Raw genomic sequence first — 16,732 nt, 5'->3', positions numbered from 1 at the left:
GCGGCAGCGCGTGGGCAATAAAATCTGGCCACCCTGCGGCGCGAACTCTGCTCAGCATTTACAATAGACGGCTTTTCCACCCAACGCCGTCATATAAATCTATGCTTTGGTACATTAGTGGGGCAAGCGCATGACGGCTGGCGTGATTGCTTTGGTGTTGTGTGCAGCCTTGCTGCATGCTTCCTGGAACGCCATGCTGAAAAGCAGCGGCGACCGCCTGTGGGCCATCACCCTGATGACCATAGGCTCAGCGGTGGCCGCCTTGCCCATCGTACTGTGGGCGCCGTTGCCGGCGGCGGCCAGCTGGCCTTATATCCTGATGTCGGTGGCGCTGCATGCCGGCTACAACCTGTTCCTGGTGCGCGCTTACCGGGCCGGCGATTTCGGCCAGTCTTATCCGATCGCGCGCGGCTCCTCGCCGTTGCTGGTGTCGCTGGGAGCGGCATTCTTTGCCGGCGAACAGCTGGGGACCCTGACCCTGATCGGCGTCGCCCTGATTTCGGCAGGCATCGTCAGCCTGGCGCAGATCAAATTCAAACGCAACGGCAACACCGCTGGCGGCTACCGCCAATGGGATGCACCCTTGTCGGCATTTACAACAGGCGTGTTCATTGCCGGCTATACCATCGTCGACGGCCTCGGTTCACGCCTGGCCGGCAGCGCCGCCTCCTACGCCGGCTGGATGTTCCTGCTGGATGGCTTGCCCCTGCTGGTGATTTACCTGTCGCTGCACGGCCGGCTGCCGTTGGCGCTGAATACCCGCGCCAGCTGGAATGCGCTGGGCGGCGGCGTGATGTCGCTGCTGGCTTATGGCATCGTGATCTGGGCGATCACGCTGGCGCCGATGGGGCCGGTGTCGGCCTTGCGCGAAACCTCGGTGCTGTTTGCGGCATTGATCGCCCGCATTTTCCTGGGCGAAGCCCTGACCGCGCGCCGGCTCTTGTCATGTGCGGTGATTGCCGCCGGGGCGGTGGTGCTGGGCTGGACTACCTGAGCGATATCGATATTGAAGAGCCAATGAAAAAGGCCACTGGAATCCAGTGGCCTTTTTATTTATTGCGCGGCGGTCATGCGACCGCCGGCTTGTCTGGCTGATTAACGATCGCCAAACGAGCGACGTGCGCCGCTGTCGTTGGAACGGTTGCCCTTGTAGCCACCGCCGCCGCCTTCTTTGCGTGGTGCTGCACCTGGCTTGCTGAAAGTACGGCCGCCCGGCTTTGCGCCGCCACGGTTGTCGCCTGGTTTCCAGCCGCCTGGTTTGTGGTTCGAGCGCGGAGCCGAAGCCGAACGCTTTGGTTCGAAACCTTCAACCACATCGACCGGGATCAGTTGCTTGGTGAAACGTTCGATACGCTTGACGTTGACGCCTTCAGCATGGTTCACCAGCGACACGGCAACACCGTTACGGCCGGCACGGCCGGTACGGCCGATGCGGTGGACGTAGTCTTCCGGGAATTTCGGCAGGTCGTAGTTGAAGACGTGGGTGATTGCAGGAACGTCGATACCGCGGGCGGCGACGTCGGTAGCAACCAGCACACGGACTTGACCGCGACGCAGGCTGTCCAGGGTGCGGTTACGCGCGCCTTGGTGCATGTCGCCATGCAGGGCAGCGGCAGCGAAACCAGCGATGTTCAGACGGTCGGCGATAGTGTCGGCATCACGCTTGGTAGCGGTAAACACAACTGCCTGGTCCATGGTGACGTCACGCAGCAGATGGTCCAGCAGGCGATTCTTGTGCGACAGATCGTCAACGAAGTGAACCTTCTGTTGAATGTTTTCGTGCTTGGTGGCGGAACCGGCGATCTGGATGATCATCGGGTTCTTGGTGATGCGCTTTGCCATGTTGCCGACCACGCCGTCCAGGGTAGCCGAGAACAGCATGGTTTGACGCGACTCAGGAGTTGCGTCAACGATCTTTTCGATGTCGTCGATGAAGCCCATGTCCAGCATGCGGTCAGCTTCATCCAGCACCAGAATCTGCAGCTGCGAGAAATCGATCTTGCCCGATTCCATGTGGTCGATCAGACGGCCAGGCGTGGCAACCAGGATTTCCGGGTTCTTGGCCAGCAGTTGCATCTGCTTAGGGTAAGGCATGCCGCCCAGGATCGAGATCGCCTTGACGCGCTTCATGTGCGAACCGTACTTGTCGGTCGCGGTAGTTACTTGCAAAGCCAGTTCGCGGGTCGGTGTCAATACCAGCATCTTAGGCTGTGCCGGCTTGAAACGTGGACGCTCGCCGCGTGAACGGGAGGCTTGCATTTCTTGATTAGGGGTCTTGCCGGCAGCAGGCGCAGGGGCAGCTTGTTGCTCGGAAGCGAATTTGTGCAGCGCAGGCAGCATGAATGCTGCAGTCTTGCCGGAGCCGGTTTGCGAGGAAACCAGCAGGTCACGGCCTTCGATTGCGGCAGGGATAGCTTGTTCTTGAACGCTAGTCGGCTTGGTGTAGCCAGCCTCGGTCAGTGCTTTGATAACGGACGTGTGGAGGCCAAGTGATTCAAAAGTCATTTTTCTTCTTTCGTAAAGTGCAGCGTCATAAGCTACAAATAATCGCGCAAACTATCGACCAGGCGATGAATGCAGCGAACGCAAAAAAGCAACGCCAACCAACGAAATGACTAAGAGACAAATACAAAGAAATTTCGGCACAAAAGCTTTGCGCCGGGACGGTGTCAGGATCGACACACAAGGCGGGAGGGCTTTTACAATGCGATGTCCTATAAAGATCAGGACACGCCTAGGCTTGCGCAGCTACATATTATTTTTTTACAGCAGGTTTTTACAGAGCACCAGAAACTGGATATGATCGTGAAGCAGTGCACTGTCTGCGCTCGTTATTGCAACGCAGCACAGAATCATACAATACTTTCAGACTTGGTGCAGCATATTCCTGCAAATGCCGGGAATATGTAGTTGATTTGTCGCCATATCGTTGTTTGTTGGCGGCGCGTTCTGGGTATTTGCGGATTCGGATACAATTTAATATTTATTAATCAACAACAGGAGTGCTTGCATGGAAAATAACGATAGCGAACAAAAGGCAGCATTGGGGATAGTCTGGGCCATCGTCGGCGTGGTGGTGGTGGCAGTGCTATTGCTGGCAGGCTACTTCGGCCTGACCGCGGGCAAGAGCGGCAGCCAGCCGGCGGCAACGGTCTCGGCGCCCCAGAATGCTGTTGCGCCTACTGTCGCTAATGTTGCCGCGAGTACTGAGCAGGCTGCGGCGGGCGTTCCTGCCGCAGTCAAGATCTTCTTTGAAACCGGCAAGTCCGAAGTGCCGGCGAGCGCCGCCACCGATGTTGCTCCTATCGCCATGTACCTGAAGGCCAACAGCGCCGCAACGGTCGCCGTCTCCGGCTACCATGACGCCAGTGGCAACGCTGAGGTTAACGCTGAAGTGTCGAAAGAACGCGCCAAGGCCGTGCGCGCGGTACTGGTCGCTGCCGGCGTGGAAGAAAGCCGGGTCGTGCTGGACAAGCCGCAAGTCTCGCTGGGCGGCAACGATGCCGATGCCCGCCGGGTGGAAGTCACTGTGCATCAGTAAAACTGACGGCGCAGTACAGGTAAAAGTAAAAAAGCCCGGCATGCTTTGCCGGGCTTTTTTTCGGCCTCGCAGTCCTGCGAGGCTGCCGATTGCCAGAGGATTACTCGGCGATACCGCCCACCACGTGCGAGAAGCCGCCGTCGACATAGGTGATTTCGCCGGTGATGCCGCTAGCCAGGTCCGACAGCAGGAAGGCCGAAGCATTGCCGACGTCTTCCACTGTCACGTTGCGGCGCAGCGGCGCGTGCTCGGCGACGAAGCCCAGGATCTTGCCGAAGCCCTTGATGCCGCTGGCGGCCAGGGTCTTGATCGGTCCGGCTGAAATGCCGTTGACGCGGATGCCCTTCGGCCCCAGGGAACCGGCCAGGTAACGCACGCTGGCTTCCAGCGAGGCCTTGGCCAGACCCATGGTGTTGTAGTTGGGAACCACGCGCTCCGAACCGAGATAAGTCAAGGTCAGCAGCGCCGAATTCGGGCGCAGCAGCGGAATCGCCGCTTTTGCCATGGCCGGGAAGCTGTAGGCGGAAATGTCATGCGCGATCTTGAATCCTTCGCGCGACAGGCCGTCCAGGAAATCGCCGGCGATAGCGTCGGCCGGGGCGAAGCCGATGGCGTGCACCAGGCCGTCCAGGTGATCCCAGGATTTGCCGAGGTCGGCAAACAGGGCATTGATCTGCTCATCGCTGCCGACGTCGCAGTCGAAAATCAATTCACTGTCGAATTCTTTCGCAAAATTGGTAATCCGTTCCTTGAAGCGCTCGCCGACGTAGGTGAACGCCAGTTCGGCGCCTTCGCGTTTGCAGGCTTGTGCGATGCCATAAGCGATCGAACGGTTGGACAGCAAACCGGTGATCAGGATTTTTTTGCCTTGCAGGAATGCCATATTGACTCCAGATATGCGCGCCGCTTGCAGTGGGGCGCTTGGTGTTGTGTGCTTGAGGTTCTTGGCGAACAGGGCAAGATTGTAGGGGTTCGGCGAGCGGAGGGCAACCATGCCGCTAACCAGTCCCGCAATGCCTTTTTGATAATTCTGGTGATTTTAAAAAAGACCCGTGGCGCTGGCGGGCCAGCGGCAGGGGTCTTTTGACAGCGACGCCGGAGATAAGTATCAGCTGCGCGAGCCGCGTGACGACGCCAGGACCACCGGCTTGCCGTTCTTCTTCACCGCCACCTTGTTTTTGCTGCTGCGACTGGCGACGGCCGTGTGATAACGCACATTATGGCCGGCTTTCTTGCTGCCCGAGCTGGACGCCAGCATGCGGTTGGGCACCTGCAGCTGCAGGCTCTGGCCGCGGCTGACGCCGTCGTGATGCAAGCCGTTCCAGGCTTTCACCTGGCTGACGCTGACGCGATAGCGCGCTGCAATCGAGGCCAGCGTGTCGCGCTTGCCGACCTTGACGTAGATGCGGCGGCTTTCCGGCGCATCCGGCGTCACCGCCATGGTGGCGTTGTCGGCGACTTCAGCGGTGATGTCGCTGTTGGCTTCTTCGGTTTTAGGCACCAGGATGGTGGAGCCGGCTTTCAGCAGCATTCTAGGTGGAATATGGTTGACTTCGCGGATCACGGCCGGCGTGGTGTCGAACTTGGCGGCGATGGTTTCAATCCGCTCGCGCGCGCTGCCGACAGTGTGCGAGGTCCAGGAAGACAGTGTGTGGGTCCACTTGGTCAGGTTATTCTTGAATTTCTCGGCATTGCTTTCCGGCAGCAGGATCTTGGTGTCGGAGCTGCCGATGATGACCGGGCGGTTGAACTGCGGGTTGAGCGCCTTGAATTCGTCCAGCGATAATTCCGCCAGCTGCGCGGCGACCTTGACGTCGATGTCGCGGGTCTTGCCGATGGTGACGAAGTAAGGCTGGTTGTCGATCTTCGGCAGTGCGATGTTATACATGTCCGGCGCCGCGACGATGTTCTTGACCGCTTGCAGCTTGGGGACGTAGTTGCGGGTTTCGGCCGGCATCAGCGGCGCCAGGCTGTTGAAGTCGGTCGGCAGGCCGGCCGCCTGGTTCTTGTTGATGGCGCGCTGCACCGAGCCTTCGCCCCAGTTATAGGCAGCCAGCGCCAGTTGCCAGTCGCCGAACATGCCGTACAGTTTCTGCAGATAGGTCAGCGCGGCATCGGTCGAGGCCAGGACATCGCGGCGCTCATCCTTGAACATGTTTTGCTTGAGATTGTAGTCGCGCCCGGTGGACGGCACGAACTGCCACATGCCAGCCGCCTTGGCGCTGGAATAGGCTTGCGGATTGAACGAGGATTCGATGAACGGCAGCAGCGCCAGCTCGGTCGGCATGCCGCGTTTTTCCAGCTCTTGCACTACGTGAAACAGATAGGGCGAGGCGCGCAGGGTGGTGCGCTCAAAATAATCCGGCCGGGCGCTATAGAAATCGGTCTGGTTGACCACCTGCTGGTTATCCAGGTCGGGGATGCCGAAACCCTTGCGGATGCGCGCCCAGATGTCGACTTGCTCCATGCCAAGCATGCCGGCGCTGGGGTCGTTCGGGTCGATCAGGCTGAAAGTGGGGGTGTAGATGGAAATGTCGTTGGCTTGAGCCAAGAGCGGAGTGCCGAAAAAAGCGAGCGCGGCAAAGGCGAAGGTCTTGAGTTTTAGCTGGTACATGGGTTCAATTTATGTGACCGGAATGTCATAGACCGGTAATAATGGATTAGACGCAGTGTACGTAAGGCGGTTTTCTCCCGTCAAGCAGAAATTGCACTGTTACATGCGATAAGTGATTGATTTATTAGGTATTACTTTGTGGAAATCGATATGCGGAGACTATCTAACGATATCGAACGATCGATCGCAATCAATCTTTAGCGCAGGCGACGCAGTTCGCCGCCCATCTTGCCGAATCATTTGAAATTGTTTTTCCATTCCCGCAAGGCAGCGAAAGCCGCCACCGGACCATCTTTTGCGGTGAGGCGGCCGTCGCCTTGCAGGCTGGCAATGATGCTTGGCTCCAGGTAGCGCAAGAAGGGGTTGGTCGCGTTTTCCAGGGCAATCGTCGACGGCACGGTCGCCTGCTGGCGCGCGCGCTTGGCTTGCTCGGCGGCCATGCGTTCGACCAGCCGGGAATTGCCTGGCTCGACCGCCAAGGCAAAGCGCAGGTTCGAGATGGTATATTCATGCGCGCAGTAGACTTGGGTATCGCCCGGCAAGCTGGCGAGTTTGGCCAGCGAGTCGACCATCTGCGCCGGGCTGCCTTCAAACAGTCGGCCGCAGCCGCCGGCGAACAGGGTGTCGCCGCAAAACAGCCAGGGCTGGCCTTGCGCCACATAGGCGATATGGCCGCTGGTGTGGCCTGGAACATCCAGCACCGACAGGCTCAACCCCAATTCTGGAATGGTGGCAGTGTCGCCTTCGCGCAGCGGGCTGGTGACGCCGGCGATGGCTTCGCCGGCCGGGCCGAACACCGGCACCTTATAATGCTGCAGCAAAGTTTGTACGCCGCCGACGTGGTCAGCATGGTGATGAGTCAGTAAAATAGCGGCAAGCGTCAGTCCGTGGGCGTCCAGCGCGGCCAGGATCGGCTGGGCGTCGCCGGGATCGACCACGGCGGCCAGGCGGCTATCGTGGATCAGCCAAAGATAATTGTCGTTAAAAGCCGGCACCGCCAATACACTTAGCGACTTATTGACAGATTCATCCAGTGATTTATTGAACAAGGCAGGCATGGCACATCCGTCAGCAGAAAAGTCCATTATAGCGCTCGGCCCCTGGTTGCAGACGCCCACCGGCAGTTACATGCAGGAATGGGAACAGGCGCACCTGGATGCGATGACGGCGGATATCTTCGGCTTCAATGCGATGCAGATCGGCGTGCCGCAGATCAAGGCGCTGCAAGCCAACCGCATGCGCCATAAATGGCTGACCGACAGCCGCTTGCCGGAGGCGGGCGAAGCGCAGTCGGGGGCGCAGTCAGGCATAGTAGTGACCCATGATTTCGCCGAGCTGCCGTTCGCCTCGCAAAGCCTGGACCTGGTGGTGCTGCCGCATGTGCTGGAATTTGCCGCCGAGCCGCACCAGATTCTGCGCGAAGTGGAGCGGGTGTTGATTCCGGAAGGGCAGGTCATCATTTGCGGCTTCAACCCCGCCAGCCTGTGGGGCATCCGGCAAACCGTGGGCCGCATGTCGGGCGCGCACTTCCTGCCGCAGAACGCCGAGTTCATCAGCCTGCTGCGGCTGAAAGACTGGCTGAAGCTGCTCAACATGGAGGTCAACCGCGGCCACTTCGGCTGCTATGCGCCGCCGTACACCAGCAGCAAATGGCTGCACCGCGCCGCTTTCATGGAAAAGGCCGGCAACCGCTGGTGGCCGTATTTCGGCGCGGTATATATCGTGCAGGCGATCAAGCGGGTCAAGGGCATGCACCTGATCGGACCGGCGTTCAGCAAGCAGGCCATCAAAGCCGGACGCGGCGTGCCGGCTACCAACAAGATTCACAAGGCGGATCAGAGCGGCGTGGAGTGAACCCGCCATAACGGTTTTTTTACAGCACGGCCTGCCACGCAGGCCGTACCGATAACAGAGTAGTGAAAGACAGCATGGATAAAGTAGAGATTTTTGCCGATGGCGCTTGCAAGGGTAATCCCGGCACCGGCGGCTGGGGTGCGTTGCTGGTGGCGGACGGCAAGGAAAAGGAATTGTTCGGCGGTGAGCGCAACACCACCAACAACCGCATGGAGCTGAAAGCCGTGATCGAAGCGCTGACCGCCTTGACCCGTCCTTGCGAAGTGATCGTCTTCACCGACAGCCAGTATGTGCAAAAGGGGATCAGCGAATGGATACATGGCTGGAAGGCGCGCGGCTGGAAAACCGCGGCGCGCGAACCGGTCAAGAATGTCGACCTGTGGCAGGCGCTGGACGCCGCCCAGGCGCAGCACAAGATCGAATGGCGCTGGGTCAAGGGGCACGCCGGCCACGTCGGCAACGAACGCGCCGACCAGCTCGCCAACCGCGGCGTCACCACGGTAGTATAAAAGTGCGCCGAAGGCGCGGCGGCATTGCCGGCGCGGCTTTCGCAGCAAGTATTTTTTGTGTTTGTATTGAATAGAATATGAAGTGACCATGCGACAAATTGTTCTGGATACCGAAACCACCGGCCTCAACCCGCGCACCGGCGACCGCATCATCGAAATCGGTTGCGTCGAGCTGCTGAACCGCCGCCTGACCGGCAATAATTTTCATCGCTACATCAATCCCGAACGCGATTCGGAAGAGGGCGCGCTGGCAGTCCACGGCCTGACCACAGCCTTCCTCAGCGACAAGCCGAAGTTCGCCGAGATTTTCGAGGAGCTGCGCGAATACACCCGCGGCGCCCAGGTCATCATCCATAACGCTCCCTTCGACCTGGGCTTCCTGGACGCTGAATACAAGCATCTCGGCAAGAGCCCGTTCTCTGTCGATGTCGCCGGCGTCATCGACACGCTGGTGCAAGCCAAGGAAATGTATCCCGGCAAGCGCAACTCGCTGGACGCGCTGTGCGACCGCTACGGCATCTCCAATGCGCACCGCACCTTGCACGGCGCGCTGCTGGACTCGGAATTGCTGGCCGAGGTGTACCTGGCCATGACGCGCGGCCAGAACAGCTTCAGCATCGATCTCGGCGGCAGCCATGGCGACGCCGGCGGCGATGGTGCAGCCTTGGAGCTGCTGCCGCTGGCGGAAATCGTCGTGCGCAGCGCCAGCGAGGACGAACTGGCGGCGCATGAATTGCTGCTGAACGGCCTGGACAAAGACGCCAAAGGCACTTGCATATGGCGCCTGGCGGCCGCCGAACCGGCGGAAAACACGCCATCGCAGTAATCTTGCAAATTTTTTTCACAAGATACTAGCCACGAATCAAAAATACCCTTATAATTTCGCTTCTTTAGGCGCGTAGCTCAGCTGGTTAGAGCACTACCTTGACATGGTAGGGGTCGTTGGTTCGAGTCCAATCGTGCCTACCAGTATTCTCGACGTTTGCGGGGGTTCTGGGTTTTTTTTGGGTTTTTTCCAAAAGAAATTGTTGTGAAAACGTCGTTAGCAAATCATGAATGGAAGCGCAGTACGGCTTCCATTTTTGCTTTTTCTCTTCCGCGATCTGCGGCATCAATCCACTTAGCATAGACCGTAAATAGCATTTTGGCATTCGCATGGCCAAGCTGTCTAGCAATGTAAGCCGGATTTACGCCGGCCATTAGCGCGGTCGTCGCATAAGTGTGCCGGGTCTGATAGGCCCGCCTGGCTCGTATCCCCAATTTCTTTAGACATGGCTTCCAGTAATGGTCCCGTTGCGACCGCTCGTCGTGCCATGGCCTGCCGGTGACAGGGTTTTCAAAGATCTCTGCCCGTTTCATATAAGTAAACCGTTTCTGGGCTTGAAGCATATTCATGGCCCGATCAACCAGGTCGACGTCGCGGACCTCACTCGTTTTCAGATCCTTGAGGCCGCCCTTGAACGTCTTTGCGCGCGAAACGCAAATCGTCCGATTGTTCCAGTCAATATCATCCCAGCGTATCGCGATTATTTCTTCGGGCCGCATTCCGGTCAGGAAGGCGAAAATGAAATAGTGAGCAACTTGCAGATCGAATCGCTCAGTCATATCGGCAAGAATGCGCTCCATCTCCACAATGGTTAGTGGATCGGGCGGCGTTTTCTGATGCTTTGAATTCTCGATACCCTCAATCGGATTAACCACGTCCCGCATGTCACGACCAGCAAGAATGAAGGTTCCGCGCAATGGAATCAGATAGTTATTGCATAATTTCGCCGATGGCCATGGATGACCACCGACAGCCGCGGCGATTTTTCCATGGGTAATAAGGTTGATTCGCGTATCGGCTCCAAACTTTCCCTTCCAGAACTCCAAGGCATTTCTGTACTGTGATTGAGTGGCATCCGCCAGTCTCCCTTTTGTTTCAAGATACAACTCACAAGCGTCGGCGAAAGTAGGCGTGTCGGTCGCACTCTCCGCCGCATGCGGTGAGTTTGGAAAAGTGGCGGCGTAGTCGAATGTTCCAACTGAAATTTTGGATTTTATTTCTGCAACCAGGCGCTCAGCATACTTGATGTTCGCTGGCGTTGGCCGTAAATCCAGTTTCTCGCGCCGCTGCTTCCCTTGCCAGATGAAAACGACACGGATGCTCTTGTCGCGAAGCTCTACGCCCCTTGCTCTACCCATTTGTAATATTCCTCAACGTTCATTGTTATGTGGCCATCTGGCGCGCGCCGATAGTGCCTACCTTCAATCCAGATACCGTCTTCGATTTTTCGCCGCACGGCTTTATCGGTATAGCCAGTGATGGCGCAAAATACTGGAATGAGCGTGTAGCGGATATTTGCGGCAATCGTACTCACGGTTTTTCCCTGGCTATCGAAGACTGCATGGCGGCATCGATGGCATGGCGCAGCGATATGCCCTCAGCAATAAGCGCCTGATTTCGATCATAGAAGCTAGTCTTTATTGGAGTACCTCGCGGGCCATGCTGCGATTGCTGCGCGTGGATATGCTCCTGCGCATCAAGCCAATCTATGCGCAAAGTGTCATCGCTACTTTGGGTAGGCGCTACCGTCTTCTTAGTTACTTTGGTTTTGCCCGCAGATCTTGCTGTCTCTAAGTGGCCGGCGAGCACTTTCCCCGCGCCGCTACCATGCTTTTTCACGACCTCAAGAGCGACATGAGCGGCAACCTCTTTGCGCGCCACCATGCCTTGCACGTCGCTGTTGGATTCTGCCAACGTCAGCATCTGCGAAACATAATTCGCAGATTTTCCAACCTTTGATGCCACTTCTTGATTTGTCCAGCCGAACCCGATCAGTTTGCGATATTGCAAACCTTGTTCCAGAGGTGTGAGCGGCTTCCCTTGCGCACTGGTGAGCATGTGGGCGATGCGCTCGGCGTCATTGCCACGAAACTGGCGTGCATCGATCCGCAGGATTTCCACACCTTCGACGATCAATTGCAGGATGGCTGTCAGGCGATGGTGGCCGTCGACCAGGATGATTCGACCGTCCTCGACGCGAACAACCAACGCATCCAGTTCAGCTCCGGCCTTGATTGATGCCTTGATCGAATCAACGTGCTCTTGATCGATTGGGCGCCCATTGAAGCCAGGTTCAATTTCAATGATGCGTGGATCAACTTGGAATCGGGTGGTTTTCTGAACGCCATCGATTTTGCGTTCCGCCAGCACTTTGAGCGATACGGCTCCTGTCATGTGTTCTGTCATTTTTTGCCTGTCTTATTTAGGGGCTAGATTGGTTGTATTTGTACTAGTATGAAATGGCTGTTGGCCATGATAAATTTTCCTTTTGGAAACCATTTGAGGAGGACATATGCCGCAATTCGAGACAGAGCACAATGGGAGCACGATTAAAATCATGAGCACAATTGTCCGAGGCGGAAAATATCGCTGGGCGGTTTTCATCGACGGTATATTGCAAAATCCACGAGAAGTCGAGCCGTCTGACACATGGAACAATGCACGAGACCAAGGATTGGCGTTTGCAAAAGTCCGTATTGACGCTAGATGATGTCGACTGATGTGGCAGAGCATCGATTACAAAGGCTTCGAAATCCAAGTACTTCTGCATCTTAAATACTTGACTCCAACCCATGTGGCACTGTATTCGTATTTTGGATATGTCCATAAAGTGTGTGATGGTATTGCTATAGATGAGCAACGCCTTTTTTTCTCTCATCCATTGCCAAGCTTTGCCGAAGAAGATGCATTGAGGTTTGCATATGAAGAAGGGCAACTGATTATTGATGGACTTCATCCTATCTTTTCATTGAAGGTGTGCAGCAATGTGCAGATTGTGCAATCCCATGCGCTGATGTGAAACTTCAAGTCAGCTCAGCTCGATACCTGCCAGCGCTTTGATTTCCTTAGTCGACATGCCAGTGGTTTCGTGCAGCTTTACCAGTAATGTAGAACCGAGTGGTTGCACTCCATTGCGGACCTTGCTAATGACTGGCGGCGCGACTTCGATTGCCCGAGAAAGGGCTGCATCGTTTTTCAGCTGCAGCAGCTCCAATACGGTATCCAGCATGTGAGCGACGGAGTTGGTTGATTCGTTGGTTTTCATTGCGATCCTTGTAAGTAGATTTGTTGAATTGGGAATGTTGGTTCGATTACTGCATCTTCTGTTCGCCGCGGCGATTCGCTTGGTGCGTCCGCCATGCTTCAATCGTCGCCTGCGCGGCGACCATCTTCCAGCGGTGCACTTCATCCAGTTCAATCGCCGCGCGCATGGCCTCCAGGTGCGCTATGTATTCGGGACTGGAGTAGGCGTCGCGCTCCTGGGCTGTGAGGGTCTTCTCGGAACTAGCGGCCATGCAGTTGGCCTTGATCGTTTTCCGAAACTCTTCCATGTAGATGCGATTGGCGCGGGAGATCGCGGCTTCGCCAGCCTGAAAGCGCAAGAAATCTAGGGCTTTCTGGGCGGCCTCATCGCTGAAGTGGTCGATCCTTGTGTCTGTCATGATGCTTCCTGTCTAAAAAATGAGTTACTTGCGGCGGGCGGTGATGCAGGCCTGCGGGAAGGCGCGCACACCGTCGATTTTCATGTTCGCTTTCAGCGAGGTCGCCATCTGCTTGATCGGCGTCATGTTCGCTTGTAAGAATGTAATGTATTGAGGATTCGCGGCCACAAACTTGACCAGGGTTAGCAGGTCGGTGACTTCGGCGGTCCAGCGCTCTGAAGTCGATACGCCGGCAATCTTTGGCGCCGCGCTGGCGACGAGCGGGGCGGTCATGACGCTGGCGATAGTCTGGTTCAGCGTGACCCGGGCATGGGCTACCTGAGCATCTGCGTGAGCCGCTGCTTGTACCTGGTTGGCGGCGAGTGCTTCGGCACTGGCCTTGTTTGCTGTCTCGATATCGCCGGCTGCGGTAGCTTCTTCGGCGGCTTTGGTAGCGGCTGCAGCTTTCTCTGCTGCGGCCTGGGCTTCACGAACCTTCTGGTCTGCCGCCGCTTGCTGATCGCGGGCTTCACTCTCTAGGCGCAAACGCTCTTGGCGGGCCTGCTCATCGGCGATACGTTGGGTTTCAGCAGCTCTTTTCCGCTCTGCCGTCACATAGTCGAGCATGAGTTTCTTGAGAAACGCGATGCCGGCTTCGCAACGCTCAATCGGACCACGAAACAAATCCATGACTTCTTTCTTCGACGCGTCCATCGGGCGAGTGATCTTGAAGCGTTGCTCCGTCAGGTCGTCAACCTTGCGCTGGAGGTCCGTCAGCTCTTCGACGGCGATCTCGTACATGGCCGGCGAATTGATCGTGATTGAATTCGCGACGGCATTCACGCTATCAGCAACTTTCTCCAATGCTGCCTTCTGAGGCAGAGCTGGTAGGGTGGCGGGGCGGATGTCTTCAACTAATTCCATGTTTATCTTTCCATTTCCGTAAAGTTAAAAGTGATATGAATGCTGCAAAATCTGTCGAGTCGGTATAGGGCACCAGCCGGTATGTCCCATCGGGGCGCAATCCCAAGGCGTAGCGGTCCACAATTGCCGCGCCTTCCAAGTTATGGGTGGCCTGGTAAGCGGCCAGTTGAGGCCCAATCACCGGCCCCAGCGTCATCATCTTCTTGATGTCGAGGACAGCACGCCGGCCACGCACCACGCCGGTCCGGTCAGATGTGCCGCAGTAGCCGTGGAGCGGGTGATACATGCGCTTTTCGATGGTGTCTGGTACAAAGCCGGTATCGCTGCGAAACTTCTTCCAGCCGGCCAGGTAAGGCAGCATCTCCGGCGCCAGGCTGTCTTCATCAAGATCATCCAGGTCGTGCAACTCGGTCATGCGGTGGACTGCCTGACCCAGCAGTCGGGCGCGCTCCAATGCTTCCGGCGGCACCATCGCGTAATTGACCAAGGGGCTGAGAATCTGCGTCACGCTGGGCACTACCTCGCCGTGCCAGCGATATACGTGGCTGGGTTCGTCGAAAGTAAGCATCAGGCCGACGAGTTCTTGATCCACGCCAGAACGTCATTGAAATTGGCGTTCGTGATGTCAGCCATGGCAAAGCCAAACTGTCGTTGGATGTCAGTCGAGCTCAGGGCGGCTGTTTCCAGCTTCATCTTGAGGTAGTCGAACTGCGCTTCTGAAAGCGGCGACTCGTTCTTCGGTTCCTGCAGCGGAAGCTCGTCCGTTTTTGGTGGCGCAACGTTTTCGGGAGCTTTGGCCGGCTCTGCCGCTTTTGCCGACTTGGACTGCGGCATCTTTGGCGGCGCGGCCGGAAGGTCCACGTTCGCGAAAGCTTGTTCCGGTGTTGTGTCGCCTTCTTTAATAGCCGTCAGAATGCCGCGCAAGGTCACGAGTTTTTCAAGGCCAATGTCGTCAGTGCCAGAAACGCCCAGGGTTGAGCAGATCTGTTCTTGCGTGACGCCGTAAGACTGGAATGCCTTGATCGCGTCCGCGCGCCGATTCGCCAGTGTCTTGAAGTCGCCCATCACAGTCGCCCGCGCCGCGTCATACATATCAGCCCAAAATGCTTTCGGTACGCCCTTCAAGATGGCATTTCGGAGCGCGATAGAGCAGGCCGCGTTCGCCGTGACGCCGATCATGTCAGCGTTGTAGCGCTTCCCGCGGCTGTCGGTAATGCGTCGTTGCACCTCATAGGTGATAGCTACGTTCTTCTCCAGGTCGTGGAAAACACCCTGCGTGGTGACAAACTCGCCCTGGTCACTAACGACGCGAGCGCCGGCGCGGCTATTGCCCCATGCTGACGCGATTACTTCGGCAAAGCGGGCGCTCGGGCCTTCGATGGTTTTTCCTGCGCGGGGCAGGGAATAGATGCACTCGCCGGCCACCTTTTCAGTCAGCGTCACCATCTGCATTGCTTCGTCGCGAAATTTCTTGATGGAGCGAGGAAACCTGTGTGCAGTCGTGACCTGCTGTTCGATTTCCGACTTGTTCAGCAGCGCAATAGTGCCGCTTTCGATCGTCATGATGTCTTGGACTTCCATGTGATTCCCTTCAATTTGTTGAATTCTTGGGCGCCAAAGCGCCATGGAGTGAACAGGCGCTGTTACTGGCTGCGCTTCAGTTCGGTGTGGCACGCACGGCGGAACGCTAATTTGCTGTTCTCGTCGTCTGGCCAACCTTGCGCCTCGCATAGATCTCTAAGCGTAGGAGCGGCATAGCCGTCGGCGTCAGTGCAGATTGCATAGGCTGAGAATACGAGCAGAAAAAAGCAAACGGCGAGCAGCCAAGAGAACAATGTGGCTCGCGTCATTGCTGCACCATCACGGTTACACCAAGCGCACCAGCGTCGTAGGCAGCGTCCATCAGCGCATTGCGATCACCGATGCCGGAGTAGGTTTCAGTGCCGCCGTCCTGTGTCTTGATCGTGATTTGGAAGCTCATGTCAGCTCCTTGTGCGCATCTCGCATATGGTCTGGCAATCCTGTCGGCTTGACTTTGCGTCCGCACGCACTGCATTGGACTTTTGGTTTCGGCGGTTGATAGGCTGCTGCTTTGGCCTTCTTTTCTTCGGCTCTGCATTCGCGGCAGCTGCATGGAATGCCAGGAGCATCTTCGTTAAGAAATACGCCGCAGCCTTGGCAAAGTGTTCCTTCCAACATCATGTCTACTATGTCGCCCATCACATTTCCTAGTTGATTGATTTGTGCCGATCTTGAACAAAAGCGGTACAAATTCATTTTGCGTGTTGCTGCTCCAATGAAATAAATTATACGCAAATGGATAAATAAATCAATACGCGAACGGATAAATATTTTTATTTGTAAATATCAATCAGAGCCGGTGTGCGCTAGATCGAGGCTTTAAGGAAAGGGAGGGAAGTGGGGGGACGCTCTAGAAATATAACGTAATCAACAAAATTCCATAATTACTGGCCGCGATTCTTGTTGCTGTATATCAATTCCGGTGCGATTATGCTTCATCGACATTACCGTCGGAAATTTGGAGGCTATATATGTCAAACGTATATGTTGAGCCAATCCCAAAGGGGCGCGATGGCGCAATTGAGGGTTATGTCCTTGAGCATGCCAATGACGCTAGAGTTATCAATAAGATTTATCCAACGCAAAAAGCGGCAATAGACGAGGCGAAGACTTTAGGTCATAAACCACTGGTGGCCCGTGTTCGTGTCACAAACAAGGGGAATCCTGATCACTGGCGCTCTGCAGATTAGAACTCAATCAACTGTCGGCCAAAAACTGTCGTACGCTTGATAAGAAAGCTGG

21 protein-coding genes and 1 tRNA gene are annotated in these 16,732 nt (G+C 56.5%); 8 read left to right on the top strand and 14 right to left on the bottom strand.

What is annotated here, in order from left to right; genetic code table 11:
* The first annotated feature begins 130 nt into the window (after positions 1-130).
* Positions 131-994 carry a DMT family transporter gene (locus VNZ65_RS11250; RefSeq protein WP_325668957.1) on the top strand — a complete coding sequence of 288 codons (864 nt, stop codon included), beginning with the start codon at positions 131-133 and terminating at the stop codon, positions 992-994.
* A 101-nt stretch (positions 995-1,095) separates the two neighbouring features.
* Here VNZ65_RS11250 and VNZ65_RS11245 read toward each other — a convergent pair whose 3' ends face one another.
* Positions 1,096-2,505 (bottom strand): DEAD/DEAH box helicase, encoded by a 1,410-nt coding sequence (locus VNZ65_RS11245; RefSeq protein WP_061942001.1) that lies wholly within the window; start codon positions 2,503-2,505, stop codon positions 1,096-1,098.
* Between the two features lie 505 nt (positions 2,506-3,010).
* On the opposite strand from VNZ65_RS11245, the gene VNZ65_RS11240 reads away from it, so the two are divergent.
* On the top strand, positions 3,011-3,541 hold the full coding sequence (locus tag VNZ65_RS11240; protein WP_325668955.1) for an OmpA family protein: 531 nt from the start codon (positions 3,011-3,013) through the stop codon (positions 3,539-3,541).
* A 100-nt stretch (positions 3,542-3,641) separates the two neighbouring features.
* Here the strand turns inward: VNZ65_RS11240 and fabI are convergent, their stop codons facing one another.
* From fabI to gloB, 3 genes are all read right to left on the bottom strand, one after another.
* On the bottom strand, positions 3,642-4,424 hold the full coding sequence (gene fabI / locus VNZ65_RS11235) for an enoyl-ACP reductase FabI (RefSeq protein ID WP_061941998.1): 783 nt from the start codon (positions 4,422-4,424) through the stop codon (positions 3,642-3,644).
* A 225-nt stretch (positions 4,425-4,649) separates the two neighbouring features.
* Positions 4,650-6,155, bottom strand: coding sequence for a transglycosylase SLT domain-containing protein (locus VNZ65_RS11230; RefSeq protein WP_325668953.1), 1,506 nt, complete (start codon positions 6,153-6,155; stop codon positions 4,650-4,652).
* 236 nt (positions 6,156-6,391) lie between these two features.
* Complete coding sequence (gene gloB, locus VNZ65_RS11225; RefSeq protein WP_325668951.1) at positions 6,392-7,213, bottom strand: hydroxyacylglutathione hydrolase; 822 nt, start codon at positions 7,211-7,213, stop codon at positions 6,392-6,394.
* On the opposite strand from gloB, the gene VNZ65_RS11220 reads away from it, so the two are divergent.
* From VNZ65_RS11220 to VNZ65_RS11205, 4 genes are all read left to right on the top strand, one after another.
* Positions 7,212-8,009 carry a class I SAM-dependent methyltransferase gene (locus VNZ65_RS11220; RefSeq protein ID WP_325668949.1) on the top strand — a complete coding sequence of 266 codons (798 nt, stop codon included), beginning with the start codon at positions 7,212-7,214 and terminating at the stop codon, positions 8,007-8,009. The two genes, gloB and VNZ65_RS11220, sit on opposite strands and share 2 nt — an antisense overlap.
* A gap of 74 nt (positions 8,010-8,083) precedes the next feature.
* Complete coding sequence (rnhA, locus tag VNZ65_RS11215) at positions 8,084-8,518, top strand: ribonuclease HI (protein WP_325668947.1); 435 nt, start codon at positions 8,084-8,086, stop codon at positions 8,516-8,518.
* A gap of 88 nt (positions 8,519-8,606) precedes the next feature.
* Positions 8,607-9,344, top strand: a complete 738-nt coding sequence (gene dnaQ / locus VNZ65_RS11210) for a DNA polymerase III subunit epsilon (RefSeq protein WP_325668945.1) — start codon at positions 8,607-8,609, stop codon at positions 9,342-9,344.
* Between the two features lie 66 nt (positions 9,345-9,410).
* Positions 9,411-9,487, top strand: a tRNA-Val gene (locus tag VNZ65_RS11205).
* 81 nt (positions 9,488-9,568) lie between these two features.
* Here the strand turns inward: VNZ65_RS11205 and VNZ65_RS11200 are convergent.
* The 3 genes from VNZ65_RS11200 to VNZ65_RS11190 are packed head-to-tail and all read right to left on the bottom strand — an operon-like array spanning position 9,569 to position 11,750.
* Positions 9,569-10,702: a site-specific integrase gene (locus tag VNZ65_RS11200; RefSeq protein ID WP_325668944.1), complete on the bottom strand. Its 1,134-nt coding sequence runs from the start codon at positions 10,700-10,702 to the stop codon at positions 9,569-9,571.
* Positions 10,681-10,878, bottom strand: coding sequence for an excisionase (locus VNZ65_RS11195; RefSeq protein ID WP_325668942.1), 198 nt, complete (start codon positions 10,876-10,878; stop codon positions 10,681-10,683). Before VNZ65_RS11195 ends, VNZ65_RS11200 begins: the two co-directional genes overlap by 22 nt.
* A complete protein-coding gene (locus VNZ65_RS11190) occupies positions 10,875-11,750 on the bottom strand; it encodes a ParB/RepB/Spo0J family partition protein (protein ID WP_325668940.1) in 876 nt (291 codons plus the stop codon). The genes VNZ65_RS11195 and VNZ65_RS11190 overlap by 4 nt, the downstream gene beginning before the upstream one ends.
* Positions 11,751-12,063: 313 nt before the next feature.
* Here VNZ65_RS11190 and VNZ65_RS11185 point away from each other — a divergent pair, with 313 nt between their 5' ends.
* Entirely contained in the window at positions 12,064-12,363 is a 300-nt protein-coding gene (locus VNZ65_RS11185) for a hypothetical protein (RefSeq protein WP_325668938.1), read from the top strand.
* A gap of 9 nt (positions 12,364-12,372) precedes the next feature.
* On the opposite strand, the gene VNZ65_RS11180 is transcribed toward VNZ65_RS11185, so the two are convergent.
* The 7 genes from VNZ65_RS11180 to VNZ65_RS11150 form a co-directional block, all read right to left on the bottom strand.
* On the bottom strand, positions 12,373-12,609 hold the full coding sequence (locus VNZ65_RS11180; protein WP_325668936.1) for a hypothetical protein: 237 nt from the start codon (positions 12,607-12,609) through the stop codon (positions 12,373-12,375).
* A 46-nt stretch (positions 12,610-12,655) separates the two neighbouring features.
* On the bottom strand, positions 12,656-13,006 hold the full coding sequence (locus VNZ65_RS11175) for a hypothetical protein (RefSeq protein ID WP_254785154.1): 351 nt from the start codon (positions 13,004-13,006) through the stop codon (positions 12,656-12,658).
* Positions 13,007-13,030: 24 nt separating this feature from the next.
* Positions 13,031-13,909 carry a hypothetical protein gene (locus tag VNZ65_RS11170; protein WP_325668931.1) on the bottom strand — a complete coding sequence of 293 codons (879 nt, stop codon included), beginning with the start codon at positions 13,907-13,909 and terminating at the stop codon, positions 13,031-13,033.
* A complete protein-coding gene (locus tag VNZ65_RS11165; RefSeq protein WP_325668929.1) occupies positions 13,896-14,501 on the bottom strand; it encodes a hypothetical protein in 606 nt (201 codons plus the stop codon). The genes VNZ65_RS11170 and VNZ65_RS11165 overlap by 14 nt, the downstream gene beginning before the upstream one ends.
* Complete coding sequence (locus VNZ65_RS11160; protein ID WP_325668928.1) at positions 14,477-15,490, bottom strand: hypothetical protein; 1,014 nt, start codon at positions 15,488-15,490, stop codon at positions 14,477-14,479. The genes VNZ65_RS11165 and VNZ65_RS11160 overlap by 25 nt, the downstream gene beginning before the upstream one ends.
* A 265-nt stretch (positions 15,491-15,755) precedes the next feature.
* The gene (locus tag VNZ65_RS11155; protein ID WP_268906998.1) at positions 15,756-15,890 is read right to left on the bottom strand and encodes a hypothetical protein; all 135 of its coding nucleotides are present in this window, start codon (positions 15,888-15,890) and stop codon (positions 15,756-15,758) included.
* On the bottom strand, positions 15,887-16,129 hold the full coding sequence (locus VNZ65_RS11150) for a hypothetical protein (protein ID WP_325668926.1): 243 nt from the start codon (positions 16,127-16,129) through the stop codon (positions 15,887-15,889). The genes VNZ65_RS11155 and VNZ65_RS11150 overlap by 4 nt, the downstream gene beginning before the upstream one ends.
* A gap of 332 nt (positions 16,130-16,461) precedes the next feature.
* On the opposite strand from VNZ65_RS11150, the gene VNZ65_RS11145 reads away from it, so the two are divergent.
* Positions 16,462-16,680 carry a hypothetical protein gene (locus VNZ65_RS11145; protein ID WP_325668924.1) on the top strand — a complete coding sequence of 73 codons (219 nt, stop codon included), beginning with the start codon at positions 16,462-16,464 and terminating at the stop codon, positions 16,678-16,680.
* Positions 16,681-16,732 lie beyond the last annotated feature (52 nt).

The organism is Collimonas sp. (assembly GCF_035566555.1).
In the GTDB taxonomy this organism is placed as follows: Bacteria; Pseudomonadota; Gammaproteobacteria; order Burkholderiales; family Burkholderiaceae_D; genus Collimonas.
This window is presented reverse-complemented; position numbering and strand designations above follow the sequence as displayed.

Bases quoted from the DNA above. Each gene is read 5' to 3' on its own strand.
- VNZ65_RS11250 (WP_325668957.1), top strand. From the start codon at position 131: ATGACGGCTGGCGTGATTGCTTTGGTGTTGTGTGCAGCCTTGCTGCAT.
- VNZ65_RS11245 (WP_061942001.1), bottom strand. From the start codon at position 2,505: ATGACTTTTGAATCACTTGGCCTCCACACGTCCGTTATCAAAGCACTG.
- VNZ65_RS11240 (WP_325668955.1), top strand. From the start codon at position 3,011: ATGGAAAATAACGATAGCGAACAAAAGGCAGCATTGGGGATAGTCTGG.
- fabI (WP_061941998.1), bottom strand. From the start codon at position 4,424: ATGGCATTCCTGCAAGGCAAAAAAATCCTGATCACCGGTTTGCTGTCC.
- VNZ65_RS11230 (WP_325668953.1), bottom strand. From the start codon at position 6,155: ATGTACCAGCTAAAACTCAAGACCTTCGCCTTTGCCGCGCTCGCTTTT.
- VNZ65_RS11220 (WP_325668949.1), top strand. From the start codon at position 7,212: ATGGCACATCCGTCAGCAGAAAAGTCCATTATAGCGCTCGGCCCCTGG.
- gloB (WP_325668951.1), bottom strand. From the start codon at position 7,213: ATGCCTGCCTTGTTCAATAAATCACTGGATGAATCTGTCAATAAGTCG.
- rnhA (WP_325668947.1), top strand. From the start codon at position 8,084: ATGGATAAAGTAGAGATTTTTGCCGATGGCGCTTGCAAGGGTAATCCC.
- dnaQ (WP_325668945.1), top strand. From the start codon at position 8,607: ATGCGACAAATTGTTCTGGATACCGAAACCACCGGCCTCAACCCGCGC.
- VNZ65_RS11200 (WP_325668944.1), bottom strand. From the start codon at position 10,702: ATGGGTAGAGCAAGGGGCGTAGAGCTTCGCGACAAGAGCATCCGTGTC.
- VNZ65_RS11190 (WP_325668940.1), bottom strand. From the start codon at position 11,750: ATGACAGAACACATGACAGGAGCCGTATCGCTCAAAGTGCTGGCGGAA.
- VNZ65_RS11185 (WP_325668938.1), top strand. From the start codon at position 12,064: ATGTGGCAGAGCATCGATTACAAAGGCTTCGAAATCCAAGTACTTCTG.
- VNZ65_RS11180 (WP_325668936.1), bottom strand. From the start codon at position 12,609: ATGAAAACCAACGAATCAACCAACTCCGTCGCTCACATGCTGGATACC.
- VNZ65_RS11175 (WP_254785154.1), bottom strand. From the start codon at position 13,006: ATGACAGACACAAGGATCGACCACTTCAGCGATGAGGCCGCCCAGAAA.
- VNZ65_RS11170 (WP_325668931.1), bottom strand. From the start codon at position 13,909: ATGGAATTAGTTGAAGACATCCGCCCCGCCACCCTACCAGCTCTGCCT.
- VNZ65_RS11160 (WP_325668928.1), bottom strand. From the start codon at position 15,490: ATGGAAGTCCAAGACATCATGACGATCGAAAGCGGCACTATTGCGCTG.
- VNZ65_RS11155 (WP_268906998.1), bottom strand. From the start codon at position 15,890: ATGAGCTTCCAAATCACGATCAAGACACAGGACGGCGGCACTGAAACC.
- VNZ65_RS11150 (WP_325668926.1), bottom strand. From the start codon at position 16,129: ATGGGCGACATAGTAGACATGATGTTGGAAGGAACACTTTGCCAAGGC.
- VNZ65_RS11145 (WP_325668924.1), top strand. From the start codon at position 16,462: ATGTCAAACGTATATGTTGAGCCAATCCCAAAGGGGCGCGATGGCGCA.